Origin of the sequence: Bradyrhizobium sp. CIR18 (genome assembly GCF_014198295.1) — a bacterium.
Lineage (GTDB): Bacteria > Pseudomonadota > Alphaproteobacteria > Rhizobiales > Xanthobacteraceae > Bradyrhizobium.
This window is the reverse complement of sequence record NZ_JACIHF010000003.1, coordinates 578,972-604,675: the sequence shown is the minus strand read 5'-3', so window position 1 is coordinate 604,675 and position 25,704 is coordinate 578,972. Positions and strand designations below refer to the sequence as shown.

Annotated in this window: 21 protein-coding genes and 1 pseudogene; 17 read left to right on the top strand and 5 right to left on the bottom strand. The window is 58.3% G+C overall.

Features of this window, described 5'->3' with window-relative positions:
- The first annotated feature begins 27 nt into the window (after window positions 1-27).
- From GGD65_RS15720 to GGD65_RS15710, 3 genes are all read left to right on the top strand, one after another.
- Window positions 28-768 carry a di-trans,poly-cis-decaprenylcistransferase gene (locus tag GGD65_RS15720; protein WP_018319484.1) on the top strand — a complete coding sequence of 247 codons (741 nt, stop codon included), beginning with the start codon at window positions 28-30 and terminating at the stop codon, window positions 766-768.
- Between the two features lie 122 nt (window positions 769-890).
- A complete protein-coding gene (locus GGD65_RS15715; protein WP_183235832.1) occupies window positions 891-1,427 on the top strand; it encodes a GNAT family N-acetyltransferase in 537 nt (178 codons plus the stop codon).
- A 78-nt stretch (window positions 1,428-1,505) separates the two neighbouring features.
- Window positions 1,506-1,991, top strand: a complete 486-nt coding sequence (locus GGD65_RS15710; protein ID WP_179732811.1) for a Crp/Fnr family transcriptional regulator — start codon at window positions 1,506-1,508, stop codon at window positions 1,989-1,991.
- Here GGD65_RS15710 and GGD65_RS15705 read toward each other — a convergent pair.
- The 3 genes from GGD65_RS15705 to GGD65_RS15695 all read right to left on the bottom strand — a co-directional run bounded on the left by GGD65_RS15705 (window position 1,930) and on the right by GGD65_RS15695 (window position 5,374).
- On the bottom strand, window positions 1,930-2,757 hold the full coding sequence (locus tag GGD65_RS15705) for a metallophosphoesterase (protein WP_183235831.1): 828 nt from the start codon (window positions 2,755-2,757) through the stop codon (window positions 1,930-1,932). The two genes, GGD65_RS15710 and GGD65_RS15705, sit on opposite strands and share 62 nt — an antisense overlap.
- A gap of 151 nt (window positions 2,758-2,908) precedes the next feature.
- Window positions 2,909-3,976 carry a hypothetical protein gene (locus tag GGD65_RS15700; RefSeq protein WP_183235830.1) on the bottom strand — a complete coding sequence of 356 codons (1,068 nt, stop codon included), beginning with the start codon at window positions 3,974-3,976 and terminating at the stop codon, window positions 2,909-2,911.
- Window positions 3,977-3,979: 3 nt separating this feature from the next.
- A complete protein-coding gene (locus GGD65_RS15695) occupies window positions 3,980-5,374 on the bottom strand; it encodes an MBOAT family protein (protein ID WP_183235829.1) in 1,395 nt (464 codons plus the stop codon).
- A 335-nt stretch (window positions 5,375-5,709) separates the two neighbouring features.
- Between GGD65_RS15695 and GGD65_RS15690 the strand changes: the two genes are divergently transcribed.
- Both GGD65_RS15690 and GGD65_RS15685 read left to right on the top strand, forming a co-directional pair.
- The gene (locus GGD65_RS15690; RefSeq protein WP_183235828.1) at window positions 5,710-6,396 is read left to right on the top strand and encodes a DNA-3-methyladenine glycosylase I; all 687 of its coding nucleotides are present in this window, start codon (window positions 5,710-5,712) and stop codon (window positions 6,394-6,396) included.
- 200 nt (window positions 6,397-6,596) lie between these two features.
- Window positions 6,597-6,890: a hypothetical protein gene (locus tag GGD65_RS15685; protein WP_018319488.1), complete on the top strand. Its 294-nt coding sequence runs from the start codon at window positions 6,597-6,599 to the stop codon at window positions 6,888-6,890.
- 99 nt (window positions 6,891-6,989) lie between these two features.
- On the opposite strand, the gene GGD65_RS15680 is transcribed toward GGD65_RS15685, so the two are convergent.
- Both GGD65_RS15680 and dinB read right to left on the bottom strand, forming a co-directional pair.
- Complete coding sequence (locus GGD65_RS15680) at window positions 6,990-8,402, bottom strand: sensor histidine kinase (RefSeq protein ID WP_183235863.1); 1,413 nt, start codon at window positions 8,400-8,402, stop codon at window positions 6,990-6,992.
- Between the two features lie 104 nt (window positions 8,403-8,506).
- A complete protein-coding gene (gene dinB / locus GGD65_RS15675; protein ID WP_179732827.1) occupies window positions 8,507-9,607 on the bottom strand; it encodes a DNA polymerase IV in 1,101 nt (366 codons plus the stop codon).
- Between the two features lie 43 nt (window positions 9,608-9,650).
- Between dinB and GGD65_RS15670 the strand changes: the two genes are divergently transcribed.
- The 12 genes and pseudogenes from GGD65_RS15670 to GGD65_RS15615 all read left to right on the top strand — a co-directional run bounded on the left by GGD65_RS15670 (window position 9,651) and on the right by GGD65_RS15615 (window position 25,691).
- Window positions 9,651-10,094, top strand: coding sequence for a TspO/MBR family protein (locus GGD65_RS15670; protein WP_183235827.1), 444 nt, complete (start codon window positions 9,651-9,653; stop codon window positions 10,092-10,094).
- A gap of 94 nt (window positions 10,095-10,188) precedes the next feature.
- Window positions 10,189-10,397 (top strand): annotated as a pseudogene (locus GGD65_RS40965) (hypothetical protein).
- Between the two features lie 483 nt (window positions 10,398-10,880).
- Window positions 10,881-13,358 carry a hypothetical protein gene (locus GGD65_RS15660; RefSeq protein WP_312017707.1) on the top strand — a complete coding sequence of 826 codons (2,478 nt, stop codon included), beginning with the start codon at window positions 10,881-10,883 and terminating at the stop codon, window positions 13,356-13,358.
- The gene (locus tag GGD65_RS15655; protein ID WP_183235826.1) at window positions 13,355-13,537 is read left to right on the top strand and encodes a hypothetical protein; all 183 of its coding nucleotides are present in this window, start codon (window positions 13,355-13,357) and stop codon (window positions 13,535-13,537) included. The genes GGD65_RS15660 and GGD65_RS15655 overlap by 4 nt, the downstream gene beginning before the upstream one ends.
- 202 nt (window positions 13,538-13,739) lie before the next feature.
- A complete protein-coding gene (locus GGD65_RS15650) occupies window positions 13,740-14,993 on the top strand; it encodes a site-specific integrase (protein ID WP_183235825.1) in 1,254 nt (417 codons plus the stop codon).
- A 2-nt stretch (window positions 14,994-14,995) separates the two neighbouring features.
- Window positions 14,996-15,547, top strand: a complete 552-nt coding sequence (locus tag GGD65_RS15645) for a hypothetical protein (protein ID WP_183235824.1) — start codon at window positions 14,996-14,998, stop codon at window positions 15,545-15,547.
- 358 nt (window positions 15,548-15,905) lie between these two features.
- Window positions 15,906-18,122, top strand: coding sequence for an AAA family ATPase (locus tag GGD65_RS15640; RefSeq protein ID WP_183235823.1), 2,217 nt, complete (start codon window positions 15,906-15,908; stop codon window positions 18,120-18,122).
- A 176-nt stretch (window positions 18,123-18,298) separates the two neighbouring features.
- Complete coding sequence (locus GGD65_RS15635; protein WP_183235822.1) at window positions 18,299-18,763, top strand: hypothetical protein; 465 nt, start codon at window positions 18,299-18,301, stop codon at window positions 18,761-18,763.
- 492 nt (window positions 18,764-19,255) lie between these two features.
- On the top strand, window positions 19,256-19,711 hold the full coding sequence (locus tag GGD65_RS41105) for a DNA mismatch endonuclease Vsr (protein ID WP_183235821.1): 456 nt from the start codon (window positions 19,256-19,258) through the stop codon (window positions 19,709-19,711).
- Entirely contained in the window at window positions 19,712-20,956 is a 1,245-nt protein-coding gene (locus GGD65_RS15625; protein ID WP_210317029.1) for a DNA cytosine methyltransferase, read from the top strand. It begins immediately after the preceding gene.
- Window positions 20,957-21,078: 122 nt separating this feature from the next.
- Entirely contained in the window at window positions 21,079-23,643 is a 2,565-nt protein-coding gene (locus GGD65_RS15620; RefSeq protein WP_183235820.1) for a hypothetical protein, read from the top strand.
- Window positions 23,640-25,691 (top strand): hypothetical protein, encoded by a 2,052-nt coding sequence (locus GGD65_RS15615; protein ID WP_183235819.1) that lies wholly within the window; start codon window positions 23,640-23,642, stop codon window positions 25,689-25,691. Before GGD65_RS15620 ends, GGD65_RS15615 begins: the two co-directional genes overlap by 4 nt.
- The last annotated feature ends 13 nt before the right edge of the window (window positions 25,692-25,704 follow it).

Here is a 25,704-nt window from a genome sequence, read left to right as displayed (position 1 = left end):
TCCCCCTTTTTGACCGGAGACTTTGCAATGCAAAGTGACCTTGCGTCCCGCAACGAAAAGCTTCATGTCGGCATCATCATGGACGGCAACGGACGATGGGCGACGCGGCGGGGCCTGTCGCGCGTGCGCGGCCACGAGGCCGGCGTCGAAACCATCCGCCGCATCGTCGAGGCCGCGCCAAAACAGGGCATCGGCACGCTGACGCTCTACGCCTTCTCGACCGACAATTGGCGGAGACCGAAGCCCGAGGTCGCGGCGCTGATGACCCTGCTGCGCTTCTATCTCGCCAACGAGGTGCAGAGCCTAGTCAAGAACGGCGTGCGCCTCACCGTGATCGGCCGCCGCGACCGCTTGCCTGACGGTATCGCCAATGCGATCACACGAGCCGAAGACGCGACAGTTGAAGGCTCAACGCTGCACCTGCGTATCGCCGTCGACTATTCCGCGCGTGATGCCATCCTCAATGCTGCGGCGAAGGCGGCCGCGCTGACGAGCCTCACCCGCGAAGCCTTCTCACAGCTCGTCACCGGCGAAGCCGGCCTGCGCGACGTCGATCTCATCATCCGCACCTCGGGCGAGAAGCGGCTGTCGGACTTCCTGCTCTGGGAAGGCGCCTATGCCGAGCTGCACTTCACCGAGCGGATGTGGCCTGAATTCGACGCCAGCGATCTCGCCGCCGCCCTAGCCTCCTTCCACGGCCGCGAGCGCCGCTTCGGCGGCCTTCAGGCGATCGTGCCCGAGGAGGTGCCTTCGCTCTCCCGTGTGTGACCCGCGGCACATGAGAACGAGCTGTTCGTTTTCATCCGCATGATTGGCAGCTCCGTCCAAGCGGACGGTGAGCGGCCTCGGCTAGGTCTGCAAGTCCCAGCAACCTGCCGAAAGCATCACGCATGTCACAGCTGTTTCCGGGAGCCGTCGTCGAGCCGGTCGAACTGGCCGACGCAAACGGCATGGTCTGCATCAGGGCCGCGAGCGCATCCGACGTGGAGAATCTGTCGGTCTATTTCACCGGCCTTTCCACGACATCACGCAACAAGCGCTTCAGTGGTGCGCGTTCCGACCTCGGCGTGGTCGCGGCCGAATGCATCGCCAAGAGCGGCGGTCTCGACAACTTCACCTTGCTCGCCGAGCTCAGGGAGGAGGGACGGGGCAGGATCATCGGCGAAGCGCTATACGCGTACGATGCGACGGCCCGGCACGGCGAATTTGCGATCTCGGTTGCCGATGCCTTCCAGCGCATGGGGCTCGGCCTTCAGATGATGACGGCGATGGAAACGCGCGCGATTGATCTCGGGCATGAGATGATCGCTGCCGAGACCGCGCGGGCGAATGCTGAGATGCGCGGCCTCGCCAGGAAAGCGGGATTCAACGATACCGGGCTCGGAGACTGGCAGTCGGTTCATCTCGCCAAGCGCCTGTCGCGCTAGCGGGGTCTTGCCGAAAATTTGAGCAAGCAGGCGATGCCGATCGTGCTCTACTGTCTCCCGTGATCGGAGCTTTCAGCGATGCGCGCAGTCTTGAACTATTGCCGCGGCGGAACGGAACGGCAGGTGGCGGCCGGCACGTTGATCGTCACCGAGGGTGGCACCAGCGGCCATCTCTACGTGCTGATGAAGGGCAGGCTCGAGGTGCTTAAGGGCGAGATGGTGGTCGCCACCGTCGCCGAGCCAGGCGCGGTTCTGGGTGAAATGTCCGTGCTGCTCGAGCAGCCGCATACCGCGACGGTGCGGGCCTGCACCGACGCGGTCATCTACGAATTCGAGGATGCAGCATCGGTTCTCAGGCAGGAGCCGGGCGTCGCGCTGTTGATCGCGCGGATGCTGGCACAGCGGCTCAACGTCGCCAACACCTATCTCGCCGATCTCAAGCGGCAATATGCCGGTCACGGCACGCATCTGGCCATGGTTGGCGAAGTGCTCCAGAGCATGATCAACTTGCCGCCGCTTGAGGTCTCGCCAGGGTCGGATCGGCAATCCGATCCAAGAATGTGAGCCAGTCGGGCGGCGCCTCGATAGGGGCAGCGGGCCGCTTCAGCGGCGCGCTGAGGTCGATCCATTGGGCTTCGCCAGCCGCGAGCCAGAACGCCTGGTCTGCGTCGAGGTCCAGCACGATGCAGGTCGGTGGCCGGCCCGGCTGCAGTCCGGCGTTGAACACCCAGGTCTCGCCCAGCCGGTCGAACCACGAGCCGTCCTTGATGAAGGGCGACTGATGCACATGACCCGAGATCACCATCGAAGGCTGGTACTGCGTGATCCATTGCGCCAGCTCGACATCGCCGAAGAAGCGCTTGCCGCCCCAGCTGGTCGGTGAATCGGCCGGTGGCGCGTGATGTGCCCAGATCCAACGCCGCGGCCGGCCGGAAGCGGCGTCGCCGAGCTGGGTCATGAGGCGCTGTTTGACCAGCGGCCCGTCCCACCACGGGCACACGGTGAACAGAGTGTCGCCGATGGTGAGGCTGTCGCCATCGCAGGCAATGCCGATGTCGCGCACCTCCGAAATCCAGCGTGCGATCTTCTCGCCCCCTGCATTGCGCTCGTCGAGGTCGTGGTTGCCGGAGCAGAGGATCACGCGGGTCTTCGCGGCGAGCAGCGCGAGGTATTTCTTCACCACCACGATCTGGGCCCGGAAATCCACCATCGAGCCGATGTCGAGCGCATCGCCGGCGAAGATCACGAGGTCGAATTGCGGAGCCGCACTGACGAGCCAGTCGAGCTGAGGCAGCGAATAATGCAGGTCGGCAACGACCAGGCAACGCATCGAAAATCCATTGGTAAGAGAAATCGAATTGCTTGCGAATTGATGGACGCAAGAAACGGGCCAGGATGGCCCTCCGGGCGCAGCAAAATGGCTGGGAAGGCGGTCGGGCGTGCGGGTGAAATCCGCGGTCGATGCCCAGCCAGCCGATCAATCAATCGCCGGCGGATTTTCCCAGGATTCTCCGGTCAGCCAGGGTCTTGGCAAGTTGCTCGGTGTAGATCATCCGCGCCCATCGATGCAAATGCGAGGGATAATGCGCATACAGGATATCGAGCATCACGTCCGGCGTATCCAGAAACTGCGATTGATCGAGGCCAAGTCGAGCCGCAATCCTCTGACCTGCCTCGGCGTGGAAGCTTTGCGGACCGCCCTGAGCATTGACGGAATTGACCGGCGAGATCACGAGATAAACCTTCGTCCGGTCGAGCTTCGAAAGCGTTATGGACAGGGAGTCGAGCGCCTTTTCGAATTCCGCGTTCATCACGAACGGCTTTGATGCGGGGAGCGGCTTGAGAAGAACGTGAGCGGGCAGCGTGGCCTTGAATGCCTCCAGCGAAGGAATATCAAGCATTCGGTTGGGCTCGATGGCGCTACCGTGCTCCCTCCATATGGTCGAAAGGAACTGGTCCTTGCCGCCGTAATAAATCCCATAGGCGCCTGGAAGCGGGGTGTACACGGCTCGCTCCATCAGCAGTCGGATGTATTCGAGACCGCCGGCCGGAAACGTCAGGCTGGAAGGAACTTCGAAACGGTCGGTCCTGATGAAGGTCGGCCACTCATTCCATCTCGGATCGCGCTGGAACTGGATCGGATTGAACACCAGAATGAGTTTCTTGGGCTGGCGTCCGCGGGCGATCATCTTGTCAAGCATGGCGGCGTAGCCATCCGGCCCAACGAAGCCGATGGTGCAGAACGACTCGACGTCGGATCCCGGAAACGTGCGTAACAAGGTCGGGACGTGAACCCCAAACAGGCAAGAGCTGTCGCCGAGAAAGGCGAGATCGGATGCAGGCAGCCGCTCCGAACGCCTGATCTGCTCGAGGACGATGTAGGTCTCGATCCCGCGAGACCATTGATAGTTGCCCTGCTGATAAATGAAATTCGCGACTCCGAGGATGAGAGCCGTCAAGGCGACGACCGGAACGAATTTGCGCGCGACGAGCTGAAGCGCATGGGTCAGCGGCCACTTTCCGATCGCCTGAATCGTGCGGTTCTGCATGGCCTAGAACTGAAAATAGATGAAGGTTGCGTTGACGTGCCCGGACGCCGCGATAGTCACAGCCGCCAAGGCTGCAAACAGTGGATACCTCATCCAAGCAGGTCGGCGAATCAGGAAATAATCCCCGCGCGACTGCAATTGCCATTCCAGCAGCATCAGTGGGGCTGACAGCGATAGAATCGCGACTGCGACGGCGCTGTGCACCGGGGCCCATTCCCAGTTCTTGAGCGCACTGAGCATGCCCATCAGCAAATTCCAGTTTGCCGCTCGAAACAGGAACCAGCCGACGAATACGACCAGCATGGTGACGGCCCAGCCGGCGCCGCGGGCGACCTTCGAAGGGGGCTCGTCTCCGCCGGGCAATTTGCGCCACAGCGCAAGCACGGTTCCATGAAGCAGTCCCCAGAGAACGAACGTCCACGACGCGCCGTGCCAGAGGCCCCCCAAAGCCATGGTCAGCATCAAATTCCGGTTCGTGATGGTCTCGCCACGACGGTTTCCGCCGAGCGTGATGTACAAATAGTCCCGGAGCCATGTGCTGAGGCTGATGTGCCAGCGCCGCCAGAATTCGCTGATCGATACCGACCAGTAGGGGTAGCGGAAATTCCACGTCAGCTCGAAGCCGAACAGCAGCGCGACGCCTTTTGCGATCAGGCTATATCCGTTGAAATCGGCGTAGATCTGGATGCCGAAGGCGATCGTGGCGAGCACGACCGACCAGCCAAAGGGTTGATCCGGAATGAAGAGCGTGTCGACGATCACGGCCAAACTGTCCGCCACCACGACCTTCATGGCGTAGCCGTAGATCAGCAGCCAGAGTGCGCGATCGGCATGGTCAGCCGTGAATTGTCGAGGCTTCGAAAATTGGTCCAGGAGATTGCTGGCTCTTTCGATCGGTCCCGCCACGAGTTGCGGGAAGAACGCCTTGAAGGCGAGAAACTTGACCAGGTCTCTCTCCGCAACATGCTTGCCGCGATAGACGTCCACCACATAGGCGATGCCCTGGAAGGTGATAAAGGATATGCCCAGCGGCAGGATGATGCGCATCGTCGGCAGGTTCGGATTGAGACCCGCGCGTTGGGCAATCGTCACGAACGAATCGATGAAGAAGCTGAAATACTTGAATATCGCGAGGACGATGATCGCCACTGCGACCGCGGAAAAGACCAGAAGCTTTCGGGTGTGCTCGTGAGGGGTCGCGGCGATCAGAATCGCTGCAGCATAGTTGACGACGGAAATTCCGACCAGCAGCGGCAGAAAACGCCAGTCCCACCAGCCATAAAAGACGTAGCTTGCCGCCAGGATGATGACATTCTGGACCGCGAGCCGGGAGGTGGCGTGATAGAGCAGGAAGGTCGCGGGCACCAGACCGAGGAACGCCACGGAGACAAAGGACATTGCAAGAATAGGTCACATTATTGGATCGCGACGCCGCTCGTCGCTCTGCTCAGTCTGGATAACGAGGCGAGCGCGGGTGCAACCGGGATTGCGCAGATAAACCACAGTCCAGCGAGGCGGTGACTGGGCCGCTTCATTGGCCGCGGCATCCAATAGCAACTTTGAGATGAAATCAACCGCTATCCACCCGCGCCCTCATCCGGGCGGCGACGTCCTTGGCCGAGGACCCCGACCACGTGCGCCTGGCGCGCCGGCATCACGGACTTCACCTCCGCGGTGCTGGACCTCTTGGGCCAATTCTGGTGTCTTGACGATTCATCAACGTGGATGTCCGCATGACCTCCTTCAAGACCATTCGCGCCCGCGCCGAGAAACGCAAGGGCGGACTCAAGGCCCTGGAAAAGCTGATGCCGGCGAAGCCCGACCTGAAGCGTCTGGCGAAGCTCGGCGACGATCGCATCCTGGCGGAGATGACGAAGCGTGTGTTCTGCGCCGGCTTTGCCTGGAGCGTGATCGAGACGAAATGGGACGGATTTGAAGACGCTTTCCTGCGTTTCCAGCCGGCCAAGCTCAGCTTCCAGCCCGAGGATTATTGGGAAGGCCTGCTGCGCGATGCGCGCATCGTGCGCAATGGTGCCAAGATCATGTCGGTGCGCGACAACGCTGCCTTCGTGCAGGAGATCGCGAAGGAGCACGGCAGCTTCGGCAAGTTTCTGGCGAAGTGGCCGTCGTCCGACGAGATCGGCCTGCTCGATCTCATGACCAAGCGCGGCAGCCGGCTCGGCGGCAATACCGGGCAGATGCTGCTGCGCTTCGTCGGGTGGGACGGTTTTGTGACCTCCGCAGACGTGGTGGCTTGCCTGCGCGATGCCGGTCTCGACATTGCCGAAGAGGTCAAGTCGAAGCGGGATCTCGCCAAGGTGCAGGCGCAGTTCAATGCCTGGGCCGAGGAGACCGGCCTGCCCTACACATATCTGTCACGCATCTGTGCGCTCTCGGTCGGTGAAAGCCGCAGCGCGTAGCAGGTCCCCCGATAAATCGTGTGCATCCTGTGGCGATCTCGTGCCGCGAGCGCGGCAGATGCAGCGCCCGATCACGAAATACATTTCTCGGGAACATTTGAGCGCAGCACCTGTTCGGAGTCGAGCCAGGCGGGCAAAGGCGCAGGGAACGCGTGCTCCCGCCCTGGCCAACGAAACCGGACACAGAAACGGAGCAGCTCATGAAGCTCACATCCGAACAGGTGAAGCAGACCGTCAACCAACTCGGCGCTCAGGTGCTGCCCGACGAACACCCGGCCATGCCGCAACTCAACAGCATGTTCGGCGAGCATACCTTCTTCGTCGACGAAATGGGCCTCAAGGTCCTCGAGCCCACACCATCGCTCGGTGCCGACCGCCAGAGCGGCGAAGTCGTCAGCCTCGCCGATTGGGGCGATTCCGACCTGACGCGCCTGATGGCGCACGAGCCCGAGCCGACCGGCGTGATCGTGGTGTTCGAGCACGTGAGGCATTGATTGCCCCGAGCGGGTCGAATTCCATCGGTGACGGGGCCTGAAAATCCCGTCACCATCGGCTGCGTGCCGCCTTGTGAGGCGGCTCCAGGAGCCGCAGCATCATGCTTCGATCGGAATCTCGATCGCGATCTGAGTCCCTGGCCCCGCCCTGCTCTCAAGTCGCAGGCGCCCGTTCAGCGACGAGGCCACCAAATTGAATGCGATGTGCAGCCCGAGGCCGGCATGTCCGCTCTCACGACCGGTCGTGACGAACGGATCGAAGATCTGCGCCTGTAATTCCTCGGGTATCCCAACTCCGTCGTCGGCGCAGACCAGCCGGACCCGTTTCGCGTCCGGCTGGCTGACGGTGATTGCGAATCTGCCGCCTCTTTTGTCCGGGTACGCATGCCCTGCGGTATTGAGGGCGAGATTGCTGATCACCTGGGCGAGCGCTCCGGGGTAGCTGTTGAGCGTGATGCCCGCCGGGCATTGGACGTCGACCGCCAGAGCATGGTGCGACAGCAGCGGCCCAAGCTTGGACATCAGCTCAGCCAGCCAATCCTTGAGCTCGAACGTGCGCCGGTCCTCATCGGCCTGGTGGACTGCGACCTGCCTGAAGCTGTGCACCATCTCGGATGCGCGATGCAGGTTGTCGAAGGTCAGGTCGAGCCCCTGCTTGAGCCTGTCAATTCCCTTGGTCAGATCGGATCGCCGGACCGACGCTCCGCCCAATGCGTCGGCCATTGTCTGCAGATCGGTCTGCATGGTGGTCGAGGTCGTCAGGGCGAGGCCAAGCGGGGTGCTGACCTCGTGCGCGACACCGGCCACCAATCGACCGAGCGAGGCGAGTTTTTCTGCCTGCACCAGATGTTCCTGGGTCGCGCGCAGATCGCGCAGCGATTTCTCCGAGCGTTCCTTTTCCCGCTGCAGCGCCTCCGACGTTCGGAATTGCTTTCGCGCCCGGTATTCGCGCGCGGCCACGGCGTAGAGCGACAATGCGTAGGCGTTGCCGACGAGAGAATGATTGATGAATCGCAGGCCGATCGGCATCGTCGGTGCGAACGTCTCGGCGACCAGCAGCGCCAGCCACGACAACAGGCAGAAAATCGCCAGCGAGCCGATCCGCAATGGCAGCATGGTCGAGACGAACAGAATGATCATCATCATGCCGGGGGCGGCAAAGGTGAAGCCCGACGGCAGGACGAGATAGATGCTCGGAAGGATGCAGCCGGGAATGACGCAGTAGACGAGGAAAATCGTCTCCGCCCATGGCTTCATCAAGCGCCGTGACAGTAACGCGGTCAGCGGGAGCAGCACGAACAGGGCGGTGCCGCCACGGATGGCCAGCGTGGTTGGAACGACTTCGGGATAGAGCACCCAATCCCAGAGGGTGTAGCCGGCATAGGTGGCGGCGCCGAGCAGCATCGCGATCTGCGTCCACCCGAGACTGCCTCGGACGTATTGGTCGACAAACCGGCGCTCCTCGATGCGGTCTTCGAAGCGCAAACCGAGGCGTATCAATAGAGCAAGCATTCCAGCATCAATCGCGAAAAATCGTGTTCTGGTGTCTCTACGACAGGTTTCGAGCCGCGTCGCGGATAAAGATGTCGCGTTCGCCGAGGGCCTGCCGGCCCCGTTCAAATGCCCAAGGTCAGCTGCGGCTCCGCCTCGTCCCCGATCTGGAGCGCGGACAGCGAGACACCCAGCAGCCTGACGCGCTTGGGCAATGGCATCTCGACTTCGAGCAGGCCGCACGCCAGCCGCTCCAGATCGTCCCGCCCCGCGACGGCCGCTGCGACAGACCTGCTGCGTGTGATGATCTCGAAGTCGGCAAACTTGATCTTCAGCGTGACGGTGCGGCCGCGATTGCCGGTCGCCTCGCAATGCCGCCAGACCTTGTCGACGAGAGGTCTTAGCTCCGCGGCGAGCGCGTCATATTCGGCAAGGTCGGTCGAGAACGTGGTCTCCGCGCCGATGGACTTGCGGATCCGGTTGGCCCGGACCGGCCGATCGTCGACGCCGCGTGAGATCCAGTAATAGTACGCACCTGACTTGCCGAAATTCGCATTCATGAACTCCAGCGTCTGGTTGCGAATGTCGAGACCGGTGAACAGGCCGAGCGCGTTCATCTTCGCAGCCGTCGCCGGGCCTATGCCGTGGAACCTGCCGACCGGCAGCGTCTCGACGAAAGCCGGTCCCATCTCCGGCGAGATCACGAACTGGCCGTTGGGCTTGCGATGATCGGAGGCGAGCTTGGCCAGAAACTTGTTGTAGGAGATGCCCGCCGACGCGTTGAGGTCAGTCTCGGCCTTGATCTTCCCGCGGATCTTCAGCGCGATGTCGCGCGCCAGCGGGATTCCTTGCAGGTTCTCTGTCACATCGAGATAGGCCTCGTCGAGCGACAAGGGTTCGATGATGGGCGTGTGCTCGGCAAAGATGTCGCGGATCTGCCTGGAGATCGCCTTGTAGACCTCGAAACGCGGCTTGACGAAGATCAGATCGGGGCACTGCCGCTTCGCAGTGACCGACGGCATCGCGGAGCGAACGCCGAACTGCCGCGCCTCGTAGCTGGCGGCCGCGACGACGCCGCGTTCCGCGGAGCCTCCGACCGCGACCGGCTTGCCGCGCAGCTCCGGATTGTCGCGCTGCTCCACCGACGCATAGAAGGCATCCATGTCGATATGGATGATCTTGCGGACGGGCGAGGCTTCGCCGGTCACCGTGTCGGATTCGCTCATGAACAGATGATACAATTGCGCGATGAAATGCGCGAGGTGATGGATGCTGCAGCTGTTGTTGTTCGTGGTGGGCGTGGTCGGCACGGGCTGGCTGATCGGCGCAACCAATCTCCCCGGAGACTGGTATGCCGGCCTCGCCAAACCGGCGTTCGTGCCACCGAACTGGGCGTTCCCGGTGGCCTGGACCCTGCTCTACATCATGATCGCCATCGCGGGCTGGCGGACCTTTCGCCGTGAAGCCGGGGGCAAAGCGATGATGGCCTGGGCTGCGCAACTGGCGCTCAACTTCGCCTGGTCGCCGGTGATGTTCACGATGCACCAGATCGGCGCTGCGCTCGTCATTCTCATCGGCCTGTTGGTCGCGATCGCGACCTATATCGGTCTCGAGGCATCACGAGACAGGCTGGCCGCCGCATTGTTCGTGCCCTACGCAGCCTGGGTCGCGTTTGCCGGCGTGCTCAATGCGGCCATCTGGCGTTTGAATTGAGACATTCAGTCTCGACCAGTTCAAAGAACAATCTCAGGCCTGTGAGTGGCAAGCATGGTCGCGCGACCTAATATGAGCGCACGGAGGACAGCCAATGCAATACAGCTCCGAGCTCATTCACACGATGCGTCAAGCGCTGGAGACCGTGATGGCGAGCGTACCGGCCATCAATCGGTGTTCGGCCTGAAAGCGGCCGTGGCCGAATGCATCCTGAACGCCGCCGCACACGGCCAGACCTCATATGACGGACTGGTCTCGTCCGCCTCGGACCAGCTCCAGACGATTGTCGCGATGCTGACGTGAGCGTCGGCCTGAAACGGCCGTAGGACTGGCGCGCCACGGCCGATGAAGATGGGCACTATTGCTTCGCCGTAGCGCAATGACGCGGCGGCCGGCGACGCGATCACGCCCGATAACCAGCGACGGACTGCGATCTTGCGCTACGCCTCATAGGCTGTTGTCCTCCCGATTTCGCGGTTGCGGCCATTTCGATCAATCTCGGGAACAGCGCGGTGGGCCAAGAAGAGGCATCGCTATCTTCCCCGCTCGTCAAGAATGTTTAGGGCACGGACCTGTTTCCGAGTTACGGTCGCTTAGTTTGAAAAGCCGCACGGCACAGTCCGTTAACTCGGCACGATTTTCGCCAAGCCTTTAGAGACCGTTAAGAAGACATTCTCCTAAAAGTTGTAAGGCGCCCAAACAAGCAACCAGATCTTAGGAAACGCTGTCCAGTGTTGGCCAGAACGGATCTAATTTTTCGCCGATGACCAACTAAGGGTGAATGCCGTGCCGGCAAGTCTCAGGATTCCAGGCCGCTACTATTTTGCAATTTTTGTCTTGGCCTGCGCTACTCTCTCTTTCCAGATCCTGATCACGCGCTTTTTTAGCGTGATGCTATACTACCACTTCGCGTTCGCGGCCATTTCGCTTGCGATGCTCGGACTGACGCGCGGCGCGATGGAGGTCTACAACAACGCCGAGCGTTACGGGCCCGAGGCAGTGGGCCCCGAGTTCGCACGCCACGCCTCGTGGTTCGCAGTCTCGGGTGTTGGCGCGATGGTCGCCTTCCTCTGCGTGCCTCTCGTGATTCCTGCAGTCCTCGCGCAGGGCGCTCTCGCGCTTGCGGCCCTGGCATTCGTGATCCCCTTCAGCGAAAGCGGCATCTGCATCACGCTGCTGCTCACGCGTCTTCCGTATGCCGGTGGCTGGCTCTATGCCGCGGATCTGACCGGGGCCGCGTTCGGATGCCTCGGCATCATCTTCGCTTTGCTCGTCGTCGATCCCGTCAGCGCCACGTTGTGGCTCGGTGCCTTTGCCGCAGGTGCGGGCTGGATGGTGGTCCGCAGCGGCGGCAATGTCGGCAGCCGGCGACTGAGCGGTGTGGTCGCGCTGACGCTGGCGACTACGGCCGCCCTGCACACTGGTCTTCATGTTGCTGGCAAAAGTCACCTTGGAGTGTTCTGGGCCAAGGGGCGGGAGGAGACCGGGACACTGTTCGAGCGCTGGAACACATATTCCCGTGTACGAGTGAGGCCGCTCGGAGAGACAGCTCCGTTCGGCTGGGGCTTTGCCCGCGATCCCAAGGTAAAGATCGACCAGAACTATCTGGATATCGACTCCGACGCGGCTACCGTCATCACCCGGCACGACGGCGATCTCGACAAGCTGTCCTATCTGAAAGACGACGTTATCAATGCGGCCTACCTAGTTCAGCCGCCAACAGACGTGGCTGTCATCGGCGTCGGCGGCGGGCGCGACATCCTTTCTGCACTTTTGTTTGGCGCGAAGCGCATCCGCGGAATCGAGATCAACCCCGCCATTTTCGAGGTCCTGACCGACAAATTCGCCGAATTCTCCGGCCATCTTGATCGTCAGCCGGGTGTGAAGCTGGTGAACGCCGAAGCACGCAGCTACATCAATCATTCTTCCGATCGGTATGATCTCGTCCAGATTTCGCTGATCGACACCTGGGCCGCCACGGCCGCCGGCGGGCTGACGCTGACGGAAAATCGCCTCTATACTGTGGAGGCCTGGGGCGACTTCTACCGTGCCTTGAAGCCCGGCGGGCTGCTGTCGATCTCGCGTTGGTACGATCCCACGGATCATAGCGGAGAATTTTACCGGCTTGTGGCGATCGCCGCCGACGCACTACAGCGGCACGGTGTACCCGTGGGCGAACTCGCGCGGCATGTGATCGCCGTCAACGCTGGTCCTGTCGTGACCGTCATCACCCGCCCCGACGCCCTCACGGACGCCGAATGGCAAAGCGCGCGGGTAAGACTTGCTGCACAGGGCTTCAAGATTATCCTGGCACCCGACGTCGCTTTCGACGCCATCACTTCTAAATTGCTCTCCGGCAACGCAGGCCCTGCTTTCTTGGCGTCATTGCCGGAGAATATCACCGCTTCGACCGACGATAGTCCGTTCTTCTTCTTCACGCAGCGCTTTACGAATTTCATCACCAAACCGTCGTCCACCGTCACGAACAACAATGTGGCCACCAGCATGATCTTGCTGGTGCTCGGTGTCGCGCTCGGCGCTTGCGCATATTATATCGTCGTTCCGTTTGTGCGTCTGGCACGACAGATGCCGCTATCGAGACTGACGCCGCCGGTGGTCTATTTCAGCGCGATCGGCCTCGGATTTATGCTGATCGAAGTGTCGCAGATGCAGCGGTTAATGGTCTTTCTCGGACATCCCGTTTACGGATTGAGCGTCGTTCTCTTCACCATTCTCATCTTCAGCGGTATCGGCAGTGCGACGGTTGGTGCGCTAACCCCTCATCGCGGCGTAGTGCTCGGCCGGGTGGCTGCTCTCCTCGTCACGCTCACCGTGGCGGGCTTCCTTACACCGCTGGTGAGCACCTGGGCGCGGTCGGAAGCGACCGACATCCGGATACTGATCTCCGTCTCCTTGTTAGCGCCGCCGGCGTTCTGCATGGGCATGATGTTCCCGCTCGGCCTAAGCATCTGGCGCCGCCACTCGGAAATACTTCCGTTCCTTTGGAGCGCCAACGGCATTACCTCGATGCTAGCCTCGGTGCTGGGCGTGACCCTTTCCATCCTGTTCGGCATCGCCTCGACATATGCGTTGGGCGTCGCCCTCTACGTTGTCTCTGCCGCCCTGCTCGCCCTCAGGCGTAAGGAAAGTCATCCCGTTCTGCCTGTGGTCGAGCTGATCCAGGGACCAGGACTGGTACCGGACGACGTTGCCTCTCCGATCGGTTCGCCCATTCCGTCGCCGCAGGCCGCCGCGAGGACGTGAAGGAGCTGATCGCGCTCGCGAAGGCGAAGTCCGGCGCGATCAATGTCGGGGCGTCGGGGAACGGTACGACCAATCATCTCGCCGGCGAGGGCGCAGCGCCCGCGAAAACGCCCGCGCGCGTCCTTAACATCACCAGTTTTGTACCGACGTGGCGCACCCGACACGATTCGAACGTGTGACCTTTGCCTTCGGAGGGCAGTTAGGCAAGTTTGCTCGTGTTTGATATGGGTAAATATCGTAGCGACGTCAATAACTTCCACTCAGAAAGCTTTTGATTGGACTTGCGGAGGTTCGAAATCCTTTGTCCCAGATAGGTAGCCATCCGGTAGCCAGTGTCCCCACAGCTAATGTATGGCAAGCAGTGGAAAAGCTAGAATTGGGATGAAGGGAATACGAGCTCTAGGAGCCCATCAAACCCTTTGGGACGATCGGATACCGGGCTTCTGTGCGCGCCGTAGGAATAGCCCGGCGGTTGTCTACGGGCTCAAATATCGGACAAAAGAAGGGCGACAGCGCTGGCATACGATCGGACGGCACGGGGCACCTTGGACTCCCGAAACGGCTAGAGACGAAGCGCGCCGCATTCTGGCAGAGGTCGCTACGGGCAACGACCCGGCCGGAGATAAGCTTGCTTTCCGGCAATCCGCCACGGTCGCGGAACTTTGCGATGAATATTTGAGGGCTGCGTCGGAAGGACGCCTTTTAACACGTCGTGGCCAGGACAAGAAACAAAGCACGCTCGACACAGATCGAAGTCGTATCGCCGCTCACATCAAACCACTTCTCGGCAACCGTAAGATTGCCGAGATTGGTCGCGCCGATATTGAGAAATTCATGCATGACGTTGCTGGGGGAAAGACGAAGCGCCGCTCTCACCTTGGCAAACCGCGTGCCGTCTCCAACGTGAAAGGCGGTCGTGGGGCAGCCACCCGCACCGTCGGTCTACTTGGCGCAATATTCAATTACGGAGTGCGCACGAGCGTTTGCAATCAAAACCCAGTTGTAGGGATTGTCCGCTTTGCCGATGGGAGGCGCAATCGACGTCTTACCGATGGTGAATACTTGAAGCTCGGCAAAAGCCTCGGTGCCTCAAAGGAAATTTGGCCCTATGCCATAGCCGCCGCTCGCTTTCTGACGTTAACCGGGTGGCGTTCGGGTGAAGCACTAAAGTTGCGATGGTCCTACCTCGACCTTAAGCAACGGGTCGCGTGTCTTCCCGATACCAAAACGGGAGCGAGCGTTAGGGTAATCTCGCGCGCAGCGATCAAGGTCCTAGAAGAACTCCCTCGCTCTGTAGATGGCCTCGTGTTTCCTTCTCATGACTCGGGGTTGATGTCAGGTTTCCCTTTGATGTTTCGAAAGGTTGCGCGTTTCGCGGAGTTGCCCCAAGAAGTCACGCCGCATGTTCTGCGCCATTCGTTTGCCTCGGTCGCAGCCGATCTTGGCTTCTCCGAGCTGACCATAGCTGCCCTACTTGGACACCGAGCTGGTTCCATTACCTCGCGCTATACACACCAAGCTGACACAGTGTTGTTAGCAGCGTCGGACGTGGTGGCGGCGCACATCGACAACTTGATGTCCGATTGCAAGCCACAATCGCTCAAAGCCGTCGTTCCTCTCATGGCGGGCGGCTAACAATGGCGAGGCTGACAGCGCGTGAGGCGCTAAGCTATGGGATGTTCGGCAACGCCGCAATGTTGCAAAACGCGCTAGACGGCAAGGCAAATATAAGCTTGGCTTCTCGATCCCTTCCAGAAATTACTCGACAGCTTAGAGACGCCATCGCGAAGCGAACCGTGTCGGCTGAAGGATATCCAGAAAAAGTTGGACAGCCAGCCATTTCAACTGAACTCCTCCCATGGGCTCTTTTTGAAGAGTTTGAGAGCCTCGCGGTGGATCACACAGGCGAAACAGTTTTCTTGCCTCCGGGTGCACCTCAGAATATCCCGCGTTGGAAGAACGTCACCTTTGATGCCAAGGAAATTCTGGAGCTGTGGCCAATAGCCAATCAGCAGATTGATGCTTGGATGAATGCCGACTTTGCCAATAATCCCCTGAAAAAAAGGAAAGATCGCATTTCAGATTGCACGCGTGCTATCCCTTGCACGTTTGCAACTGCGACCGCCGCCTTCAACCGGTCACCGTCAAAAAAACGCAGTCGTGGCCAGCGAGCGACGAACCGCCCATAATAGAACGCCGGCATGACTCATTTGCGTACGACGTTTCATTTTGACGAGCTCAAGGCATTCTGATTTTGCAATGCTACCAGATCAAGAGGTAGCAAATGCAGACAACTTCAATCCCTGAAAACTTAGACACCTTACTCAGTCGTGACGCGAGTGCGCGCGCTCTGACGGCCGCCGGCTATGTCACGTCACCGGCTACACTGGCAACCAAGGCCACTCGCGGTAATGGCCCAGCTTATCGAATCTTCGGCAAGCGCGCGATTTATCGTTGGGGCGATCTACTTAAGTGGGCGGAGGCAAATACTGCGCCGCTTCGGCATAACACTTCTGAGATCGATGCCAAACCTTTGGGCGGGTCGCAATGACCGTGTCGCTAGACCTTGCCGAAGTCCGACAACGGCGGCAGGCCGCACTTGCAAATGGTTATGCTCTCTTGCGGGTGCACGCGCACGGAAAAAGACCCGTAGCCGAAAATTGGCAAAATGGAGAGCTGCCCGAGACCCTTTTGAATGTAACTCAGAAGACGGCAAACACTGGAATGAGTTGCCGCGGGCGCCGGGTCATCGACGTAGACTGCGATGATCCGGCGGTGGTCGATCAAATAATTGCTGCAGCTATTACGTACTTGCCCGCAAACCCGCTTGTCCGGCGCCGACCGGGCTCCTCGCGCCTTGCACTTGTCTATGCAGCTGATGGCGAACCCGGAAAATTAGTTGCGGCCGGCGACAAAGGTAAGGTCGAAGTTCTCGGGAAGGGACAGCAGCTTGTAGTTGACGGGATCCATCCTTCTGGCGTCAAACTCGAATGGATGCAAGGTCGTTCGCCGGCCACGGTTTCCGCCGACGAGCTTCCGATCGCTTCAGAGGCGGCTATTCAGTCATTTCTGAGTGCCTGCGCACCGATACTGCGCACGAGCGACCCTGTAACCTCGCAGGGTAACTTCCCTCTTCGCCCCGAACGGTTCGCATCGGCGTCCCTTGTTAGCGATCTTTCTGGCGGATTAGAAGTCTTACATTGGTTTGACTTACTTGCACCTACAGAAAAGCGAAACATCGTCAAAGCCTGCCTTGACGCAATCGATAATCGGCAGAGCGACCCAAGAGATCGATGGCTTCAAATCTTGTTCGCCGTCGGAGATGCCTCGGCACGGGGCTGTCCAGACGCTGAACAACTTGCCCTCGAGTGGTCGAAAAACGGACGCGGGTGGACTTCAAACCACGACTTCGACCAAGCCTGGAATTCATTTCGTCGCGGCAAAATTACCGTGGGCACGTTGCTGCATCTGGGCCAGAACGGCGGAGTTGATCTTGCACTGTGGCGGCCGGCAATTGTGCAAAACCCATTGCCGGGCAATGGCATTGACGCATGTGTGCAGACGCCCCCAACCTCGGCCAAATCCCCCGCAAGTCGAGGCGCAATTTCGGTTGCGAACCTTCCTGCCACTCCGCCGAAGCGGAAATGGTTGTATGGGACTTACCTCGTTCGAGGGGCGGTTTCACTTTTAGTAGCTCCGGGGGCCCGGGGAAAATCAACGTGGTTACTGGCCGTCGCTATAGCTTGCGCCTCAGGTCGGGCGATTTTAGGAACACGCGTCTTTGGCGGCCCCCTTCGTGTTCTCTATATAAACGCAGAAGATTCTACAGACGAACTTGCTCTTCGATTGCGCGCAGCAATGCAGCATCATGGACTAAAAGATTCCGATGTAGCAAAACTTCACGTCGCCGGGGCTGATTGCCTAAGCCTGACTCTGCTCGTTGCCAATCGTGGACAACCTTCCTTAAACATAACTGGTTGGAACGATTTGATTGTTCAGATTGATCGAGTCGAGCCCGATATCGTTCTCATTGATCCTTTGGTAGCCCTTGTCGGTGGAGTTTCTCTAAACGACAATTCGGCTGCTGCGCTGATGATTGGCAAATTTGTCAGTATCGCCGCAGAACGAAAAATTGCCGTCCTGATCGCTCACCATGCGGCGAAAAATCGTGAGGCCACCTCGGCTGAGGCCGCGATGGGCGCGGCTAGTCTTGTGAATCTGGCACGCATCTGCCTTTCGCTGGAGCCGCTGGCAGAGGGGGATGCTGGTAAGGTCGGCTTGGCACCTTGGGATGCGCGTTCTGTTTTTCGAATCATCGGGACTAAGCAAAATCTTTCTCCACCCAATGCAACTGATGATTGGGTGCGCCTCACATCCGTTGATATGCTCAACGCCGAGCCGCCGATCTATCCGCATGGTGACAGCGTGGCTGTGGTTGAAAAATTTATTCCCAATCCCACAAGTGCAGTGTTCCCTGCTCCTGTCATCGCGGCAGCGCTGCAGGCTATCGGAAAAGCGAGCCCACCGCTTTCGCCGTTTGGCCGTGCCAGCGGCACTAGCGCTGCTGCTGTCATCTCAGCGGCGATTGCGCCTCATCTACTTGGTCACGCATCCAACGCTAACGCGAAAGCGGTTCTCGACTACCTAATACGCTCCGGTCAAGTGACGGTGCAGCCCGTTCTGGTGCCACGGCCGGGTCGTGGTCCCTACACCCGCAATGGCCTCGTGCTGGTCGGCTCACGAACATCTACGGGAGTTCCGTAGCCATGATCCGCCATAACCCGTCCATGGCGCAGAAATGGCTGATGTGGCTTGGGGCGGTCACGCCACCGCCACAAGCCAGGGGGTGCGGGGGGTGTGGTTGGCGGCAGCGCTGGCGCTCCTAAAACGCCTGACACTTTGAAACGATTACCTCACGGGTAACAACTGGACTGAGAAGAATGATGATTATCGATCTAAAAATCAAATTGCAGGTCAATCGAGTGTTTTCCGAGATGGGCGGGTCTCTTGGGGAAACGGTTGAGAACCCCGTGACGGGGGCGCGCTGGGTCAAAGGTGTCGACGCTATAAAAGTTCAGAAAGAGGACGCGTCTCGGGCCCTCGTCGCCCGACACCGCTTCGCCCAAGAAGGCCCCTCCCATGCCCCTCCGCTGCCAACTACGCGCGGCGAGCGCGAATCTCTGAAGACGGGAGGTCTGTCACACCTTGTAGCTTGGTATGCAGAATCTTTGATGAGGATGGACTACGACATGGACGCTCATCCATCTTTTGATGAGTATGTCTGCGGCGTTATGGCATCGCCGTATGCGCCGGATTCCGTCAAGCAAGATCGAGAGCTGAAGCAGAGTTTCCCTCCAAAGGTGCTCGACCATCTAGGGCCCGGATTGGTTTGGCGGGCCCACTAGGCTCAACCGTCCAATTCCGTCCGCTCTTTTGATTAGAAAAATCAGAAGCTTATTCTTATATGGCCACTGGAAATGAGGTTGTAGCGATGGCAGGGGATCACGCTGGCTTTAAGCAGTCATTTGTCGCACGCTTGCGAGCTGCTAGCTCGGCAATCAAACCTTCGGACCCTTGGACTGATCCGTTGCGAACGGTCAAAGGCCAACTGGGAAGCGACGGCATCGCTCGAATTGCAACAGAAGCGGTTTTCGATGCTCTTGATCTTCCACCCCTCCAGCGTACGCCAGAGAGCGGCAAGCGCATCAAGAAAATCATGCTGAAGTTGGGGTGGACGCCGGTTAGATCGCGGCATGTTATTGGTCGGGGGCGCGCTTCTCGCGTGCGAGGTTACGCGCGTTTGGGAAGGTTGGCAGCGCGAAGCTTCCCATAAACGAGTGCGGACGATGGAATCCGCTCAGTAGCATCGCCCGCGCAACAATTGGGGTCGTTCAAGGATGGTCGATATACTTACAAGAGATGAACGAAGTCGTCGAATGGCTCTGGTACGCCAAAAGAACACCGTTCCAGAGATTTTCGTACGACACGTGCTTCATCAACTTGGGTTTCGCTTTCGGTTGAATCAAACCCATCTACCTGGTTCACCCGACATCGTCCTGGCTCGCTGGCGGACTGTTGTATTCGTTCACGGATGTTTTTGGCACATGCACGATTGTTCGCTTTTCAAGCTACCGTCGACGAGGGCCGACTGGTGGCGGGAAAAGTTGAAAGCAAACGCAATGCGCGATGACAAAATCATTCATAAATTGCTAGATGAACATTGGCGGACAGTCGTTGTCTGGCAGTGCTCTATTAAGGGGCCGGGTCGCTTGGACCTGGGAGTCTTCAAGCATTCAATTTCGGAAGCCATCCGTGGTAAGGCTCTCCTGACCGAGCTTAGAGGGTACAAATAATTGAACGCGATTGTTGAATCCGTAGTCGTCCAATCAAGTGGTAAGGCTCGTAAACCCTTGCAAAACGGACAAACCGTCGCGGGGATCTTTTCCGGTATCGGCGGCTTCGAGTTGGGGTTTGAGAGCGTCGGCTTCGAAAGTCGATTTTTGTGCGAGTTGGATCCCGACGCTTGCACGGTGTTGGAAGCCCAATTTAATGGGGTAAAGATCCAGAAAGACATTCTACGTTTGAACAAGCTTCCAAACGTAGATGTGATAACTGCAGGATTCCCTTGCCAAGACTTGAGTGCGGTCGGCACTCGCCTTGGAATATCTGGAAGCCGCTCGAACCTTATCAATGCCCTTCTTCAACTTGTGGAGGATAGCTCGAAGAGACCTAGATGGATTGTTCTCGAAAACGTTCCATTCATGCTCCAGCTGGAGCGGGGACGAGCGATGGATATTATTACGCGTAGACTAGAGAATTTGGGCTACGCGTGGGCCTACCGTGTAGTCGACAGTCGCGCGTTCGGCCTACCTCAGCGCCGACGAAGAGTGTTTATCGTTGCGGGCCGCGGAGGAGCAAAACCCGAAAACGTCCTGTTTTCTGATAATGCAAGACCGGTCGCGGATCTTAAGAGTACTAAATATGCGAGAGGGTTTTACTGGACGGAAGGCAATCGGGGTGTGGGATGGGCAATTGATGCGATCCCTACTCTCAAAGGGGGCTCGTCGCTTTCAATTCCTTCGCCTCCAGCAATTTGGACTCCGCGAAATGGTGCGATCATACTGCCTGATATTCGCGACGCCGAAAGGTTACAAGGATTTGACGAGGACTGGACGCAGCCGACTGAAGCAAGCCACGCGCGATATGCGAGGCGACGTTGGAAGCAAGTGGGCAACGCTGTAAGTGTACCCGTTGCTCGCTGGATCGCTGATCGTATAACGTCGCCTGGAGAATTGAGCCCTGCTTATATCGCACCCTTTGAACAATCGTCCGCTTGGCCGATCGCAGCATTTGGCGCAAAGGGCCGTCGGTTTATGGTGGAGGTCAGCGAATGGCCTTTCGGAGATCGTCCCCCTCATTTGCACGCGTTTCTCAATCACAAGGGTCATGCGATATCGAAACGGGCGGTAAGCGGTTTTTTTGAGCGGGTGAGACGTTCGACCCTGAGATTGGAAGATGGCTTCCTTGAAGGATTGGCCGCTGTCGCTGGTCGAGAACCAAGTCAAGCTGTTCGCATTTTGCTGCACCGCACTACTTGAGCGTGAGCTTACTTAAGTCCAGGTTGTAAATCTCCACAGATTTAAACTATTGAAGGAGTAGACCTGGGGCGCTGTGTGGAATGCGAACTTCTGGAGCGACAACAGACTGGGCTGTCGAAAGATTGGAAGACGCCCTGGCTTACTATTATCTCCGATCTGACGGGCCTTTTGGTTCAGAGCCGCTGCGATACGTGGACACGGGACCACACCATCTGTCGGCTGCTTTGGGCGTTGAAAACGGCTCAGAGCTTACGCAGAGGATTATCGCCACCTTCTCCAATCGAGCCGAAGTTATTCGCGCTTTCAGTTGGGCGTTGCCAAGGGCAATCGGCAGTGAAGGGCCGGGTTGGTTTCGCTATCTGATTCTTAGCTGCATGATAGCTTCGATCTCCACCGACCTTGTGGATGAGGGTGACTACCGAGAAAGACTGAGGCTCATCCTCCGCTTCGACAGCATCATTCTGGATCTCCGAGGAATCGCGACGCTGTGGCAGCGCCTCGCAAGTTGGTGCGAGAGCGCTAGATCGGAAGGGCGACCGTTCCGAAAAGTTGTTCTTCCCGACCCCGGTCGAATGACCCATATCGGATATCCACTCAGGATTTCATTTCCATCGCGGCGTGATAGAGAGCGGTTTGAGAACTTAGCGGCGCCACTGCCTGCTAATGATCCTCCCGAGATCATTTCTCTTTTCCGGAGACAATTGGATCGCCATCCTTGGTCGGAGGGATTTCGCGCAGCTTTTCTTGAGTTCGAACGACGCTACCGTAGGGGAGATCGACTCTTGCGGGATCACGCCTTCTGGCGGTTTGTACAGGAAGTGTGCGACCCGGGACGTTCGCAGCCCATTGCAGAAGACTCGCCATACCTACGTTTGCTGATCGAGATGGATGAAGAGATTCAAGTGGAAGTATCCACTTGCACAATACAGAACTCAGACCCGAGATGGCATAGCAAAGATGATCACACGTCGCAATTTACGGGGCTTTTGGAGGAAGCCTGGACAATCGTACGTGAAACCCGATCGGATAACGGTCCATTTTTGACACGCTTGGCGACGGAGCTAGATCGAGGTTTCCTTGCATTTAAGGAGGACACCTGGGGGCAATGGTCTTGGTCTAGTGATATCGACGCAGGCATATTACGTGTATTGATACATAGCCGATGGAAAGCGCATTCAGACCACCATTGCGCATCGGTGCGGGTTTCCCCGGAATGGTGGATGTCCGTTCCTATAGGTGCAGGACTCTATGAAGCTCTCGCTCGGTCACTTGGCCAAGTTGTTGCTGTTGAGACACATCTCAAACGTCCTTCGTTAGAAGGCGGTGTCAGGACTTCAGGAATTTATTTGGGGAGGGAATGTGTTTTGCCCTCCATTCGCGCGCCTGCGGGTTGCAACGTCATCATAGATCCTCAGCGAGTCGAGCTGGGGGAGCTGAATGTAGGCGGATCAAACGCCGATTTGATCTCACTGTCAGCGACTCCCCGGCTATCTGGCGCCTGGCGAGCGTCTATCAGCGAATCTGATGCGTCCGCGCCCAGCGAACTTCGTCTGAATTTTGTCGACCGTGCAATCGTCCATCCGGTGCTAACTCGCCCGAGCAATACAAGTTGGCAATACGACAACGAGACTGCAAGCACACAGGAGCTTGGGCCAAGACCAGAGACCGTGATGCCCACATTCAACGGTTTCGTCTCTGACGTTGTCAGCGATTTACTGGAGGCGGTGTACGCGGGTGGTTCCAGCGGATGGAGCGAGATTGGGCTGCTGCCGTTGCTAACCAAAATTGCGGGGCCTAACGGTCCTCGTAATTGGGATTTGTTGAGAAGCTTGCGAGACGCCGGATGGTTAGAGGCTTGGGTAGCAAAAGCATGGCGCGCGCGCCGCTGGTACCTCAAGCCTCTCCGACTTGTTCAGATTTCCGGATCCGTAATGTTAGTCGGCTCTTGGAATGAAACGCACCGGGAAAGGTTTTTTAGCGCGGTTGCAGACCTGGGAGGAAAGGTTGAAATCAACAATCGCGGGGGGCGTTGGATCATTCCGACCTTGGTTGCGAAACACATCGATGCACTCAAGCTGTCCTCGGCACTCGAGATTGAGATTATCAAGCCACAACTCGATGAAGTGGCTCGGGCACCCGGTTGCTGGACCAGCGGCAACTTCAATTTGGCACGGCGGAAAGTCGTTGGATATTGGAGTTGGAGTGAGGGGCGTTTTAAGTCGCAGCAGGAAAAAGCTGGTGGAGAAATTAGACTTGAGCGCTGGGCCAGGCCGAGAGGTGATGCGGCGGATCTGTTTCGGGTGTCTAGTGGCCGCTCTCGCGAAGTGATTTTCAACAACCGCGTCGCGGCGATCCTGGAGGCCTATCGGCAAAACGGCCGGCCCTTGTTTCAACGAAGGGGCGATCTTCTTATAGCGCTAACAGTTGAAGGCAAACTACCCGATGCTGCGGTATCTCGTATCAGGCTGCGTCATTCGTCGCCTCCGGGACTAATAGAAGAGCCCTCTGGAGAAGTCCTCTACAGCTACCCTGTTGATAGCGAGGATATCCGGTGGCTTTCCGACAAGTTCGGCGCAGCTATATTTGCCGGCGACCGTGCCGACGGTGAAAGCCAACAAGTTAGTCGCCGTTTGAGCCGCGGTGAGAAATTATTCCGGGCTCGACTGAGTCTTGGAGGCGAACATTGAACGCCGGGGGGCCAAATTCCCTATTTCTCGGGAGATGTCTTTTTTGGCATGAGAAATTTACTCGTCTTGAGCCGTTTTTCAGATCGTCAGTAAACGGTTGGATTCCTATTGATGAGAAGAAGCGGCAATTTCCGCCCTTTGGAAATGTGTTTTCTGTAGACCGAAACGCTCTGCGCTGTGTGGAAGGTGCCGCGAGACTGTTTCGGGTCGAAGCAAATTCGAGAATCTTAAGCGATGAGCACGACCATTTTGTTGCCGTTGATGTCCAGGTCCCAGTCGAGATAGTTGATCTATCAACGTATGAACATCTGGATGATGTCAGGCGGATGATTGTTGAGTCGGGCCTTTCAGCAGAGCGCATTAGCTCCCAAGAAGCTGTCATTGCGATGAAGGGGCGATTGTGCGTTCGATTGCGCTTTGAGTTCGACGCGACTGACAATGTATGGCGGCCGGCCGATCATAGGGGACTTGAGCAGCTGACAATCTTCAGATTGCCACCTCACCAACTCCTAACCGCGAAGTTGGACGGACGCTCCTATTTTTGTCCTACCGAACCTTTGCAGTCGATCGATGTGGTTGATTGGTCTAGTGATCCTGAGTTCTTCCAGCGCGTGCTGAAGAGGCTGAAGAAGACCGCGGCGTTTCAGCCACAAGGCGATTTGAGCGACATTAGCCGTCGGACTATTGAGCGGCTGGCAACTGCACTTAGAAACGGCGAGCCTCTCGGAAACGACAGCAGGTCATCCAAAGCCATGACCGTTCGGCTGCAGGCGTTTGTTGCGAACCTGGAAGCGAATGTGAATGCGGTGCACTCTGTTGTCGACACGTTATTGTCACTGCCGTTCGTTGAAGGCGAGCTGCGCAAAGCAAAGGATAGTGCGGTAAAAAAAGTCGAGCATGAGCTTCGAGAGACTTTGGGGCCGAAAGTTCGTCAGGAAATCGTCGAATCGCTCTCGCAGCTAACTGCTGCGAGAGAGTCCGCCGCTATGGAATTAGAAGAGGCTCATGCCCAATTGGCGAGCGTCAGGCAAGACATGGCGTTGATAAGCGAGGACCGGGATCGTCAGATCGCGGCCCTTGGTTCGCAATCAACTGAGTTTCTTGGAGCAATATCGACGGCATTGGACATTGCAAAGCGCTACGCGCCGGAAGCTAAGCTCAAACAAGTCGTGCCGCCATGGATCAATCCAGACATTGAGACCGGAAAGCCAATAAAGCTAGCGGAGCTAAAGAATGCACTCATGGATAGCGCCGAGCTCAGCGGAGTAAAGTTTGATGATCTGATCGAGCTCGACGCGCTTCTAAGAGCAGGGGAAATACCATTGTTGTTCGGTGCGGACGCTGATCGTCTACTGCAAGTCTATAGTAGGAGCGTCGCCGCCGGGAACATTTGGAGGATGAGTGTCGACTTGGCCACGTTGGGTATTGACGATCTTTGGAGGCATGCGGCAACCGGAGAGCCGACCGCATTTGCCTCTGCATGGGAAGCGGCGAAAGGTTCAGGTACGCCCATTCTGGTCAACATAGAGGACCTGACGGCAGCACCGGCGTCGCATTGGTTTCCGCAGCTGGCTCACTTTGCACGCACCAGCGCGAGACCCCCAAATTTGTTCATAAGTGCCACCGTTAGTGACACCTCGATAGCCACAGGCAGGGTGAGATTTACATCGCTGAAACATGGCGTGCCCTTCGAGGTAGCGGCCACCGCGGGTGGTGTAGCGGCAGCTGCCTATCAGGCAATATTTCACGAGGCGCGGGGGCCCGTGCTTGAGCTTCAAGGCCCAATTTTGCCGACGTGCGCTGAGGACATGATCGCGGATCTTTCGCGCGAGCTTCTAGAAATCGGCGCCACGCCCATCCTAGCGCAGCGCGCTGTTCTTGTCTTTAGGGCGTCGCTCGCAACTATGCAGCCACAAGAAGCCAGAAAACTTTCCCTTGAGATACCCAAGCTAGTAGTCAGTGGACCATCGACGGAAGGTTTGCTCTCTCATATTGAGAGCAGCTTCTGTCGCTTGGAAGAATTGTTGGCCGCGATCGCTAAGCCATAAAATTGGGAGGTTG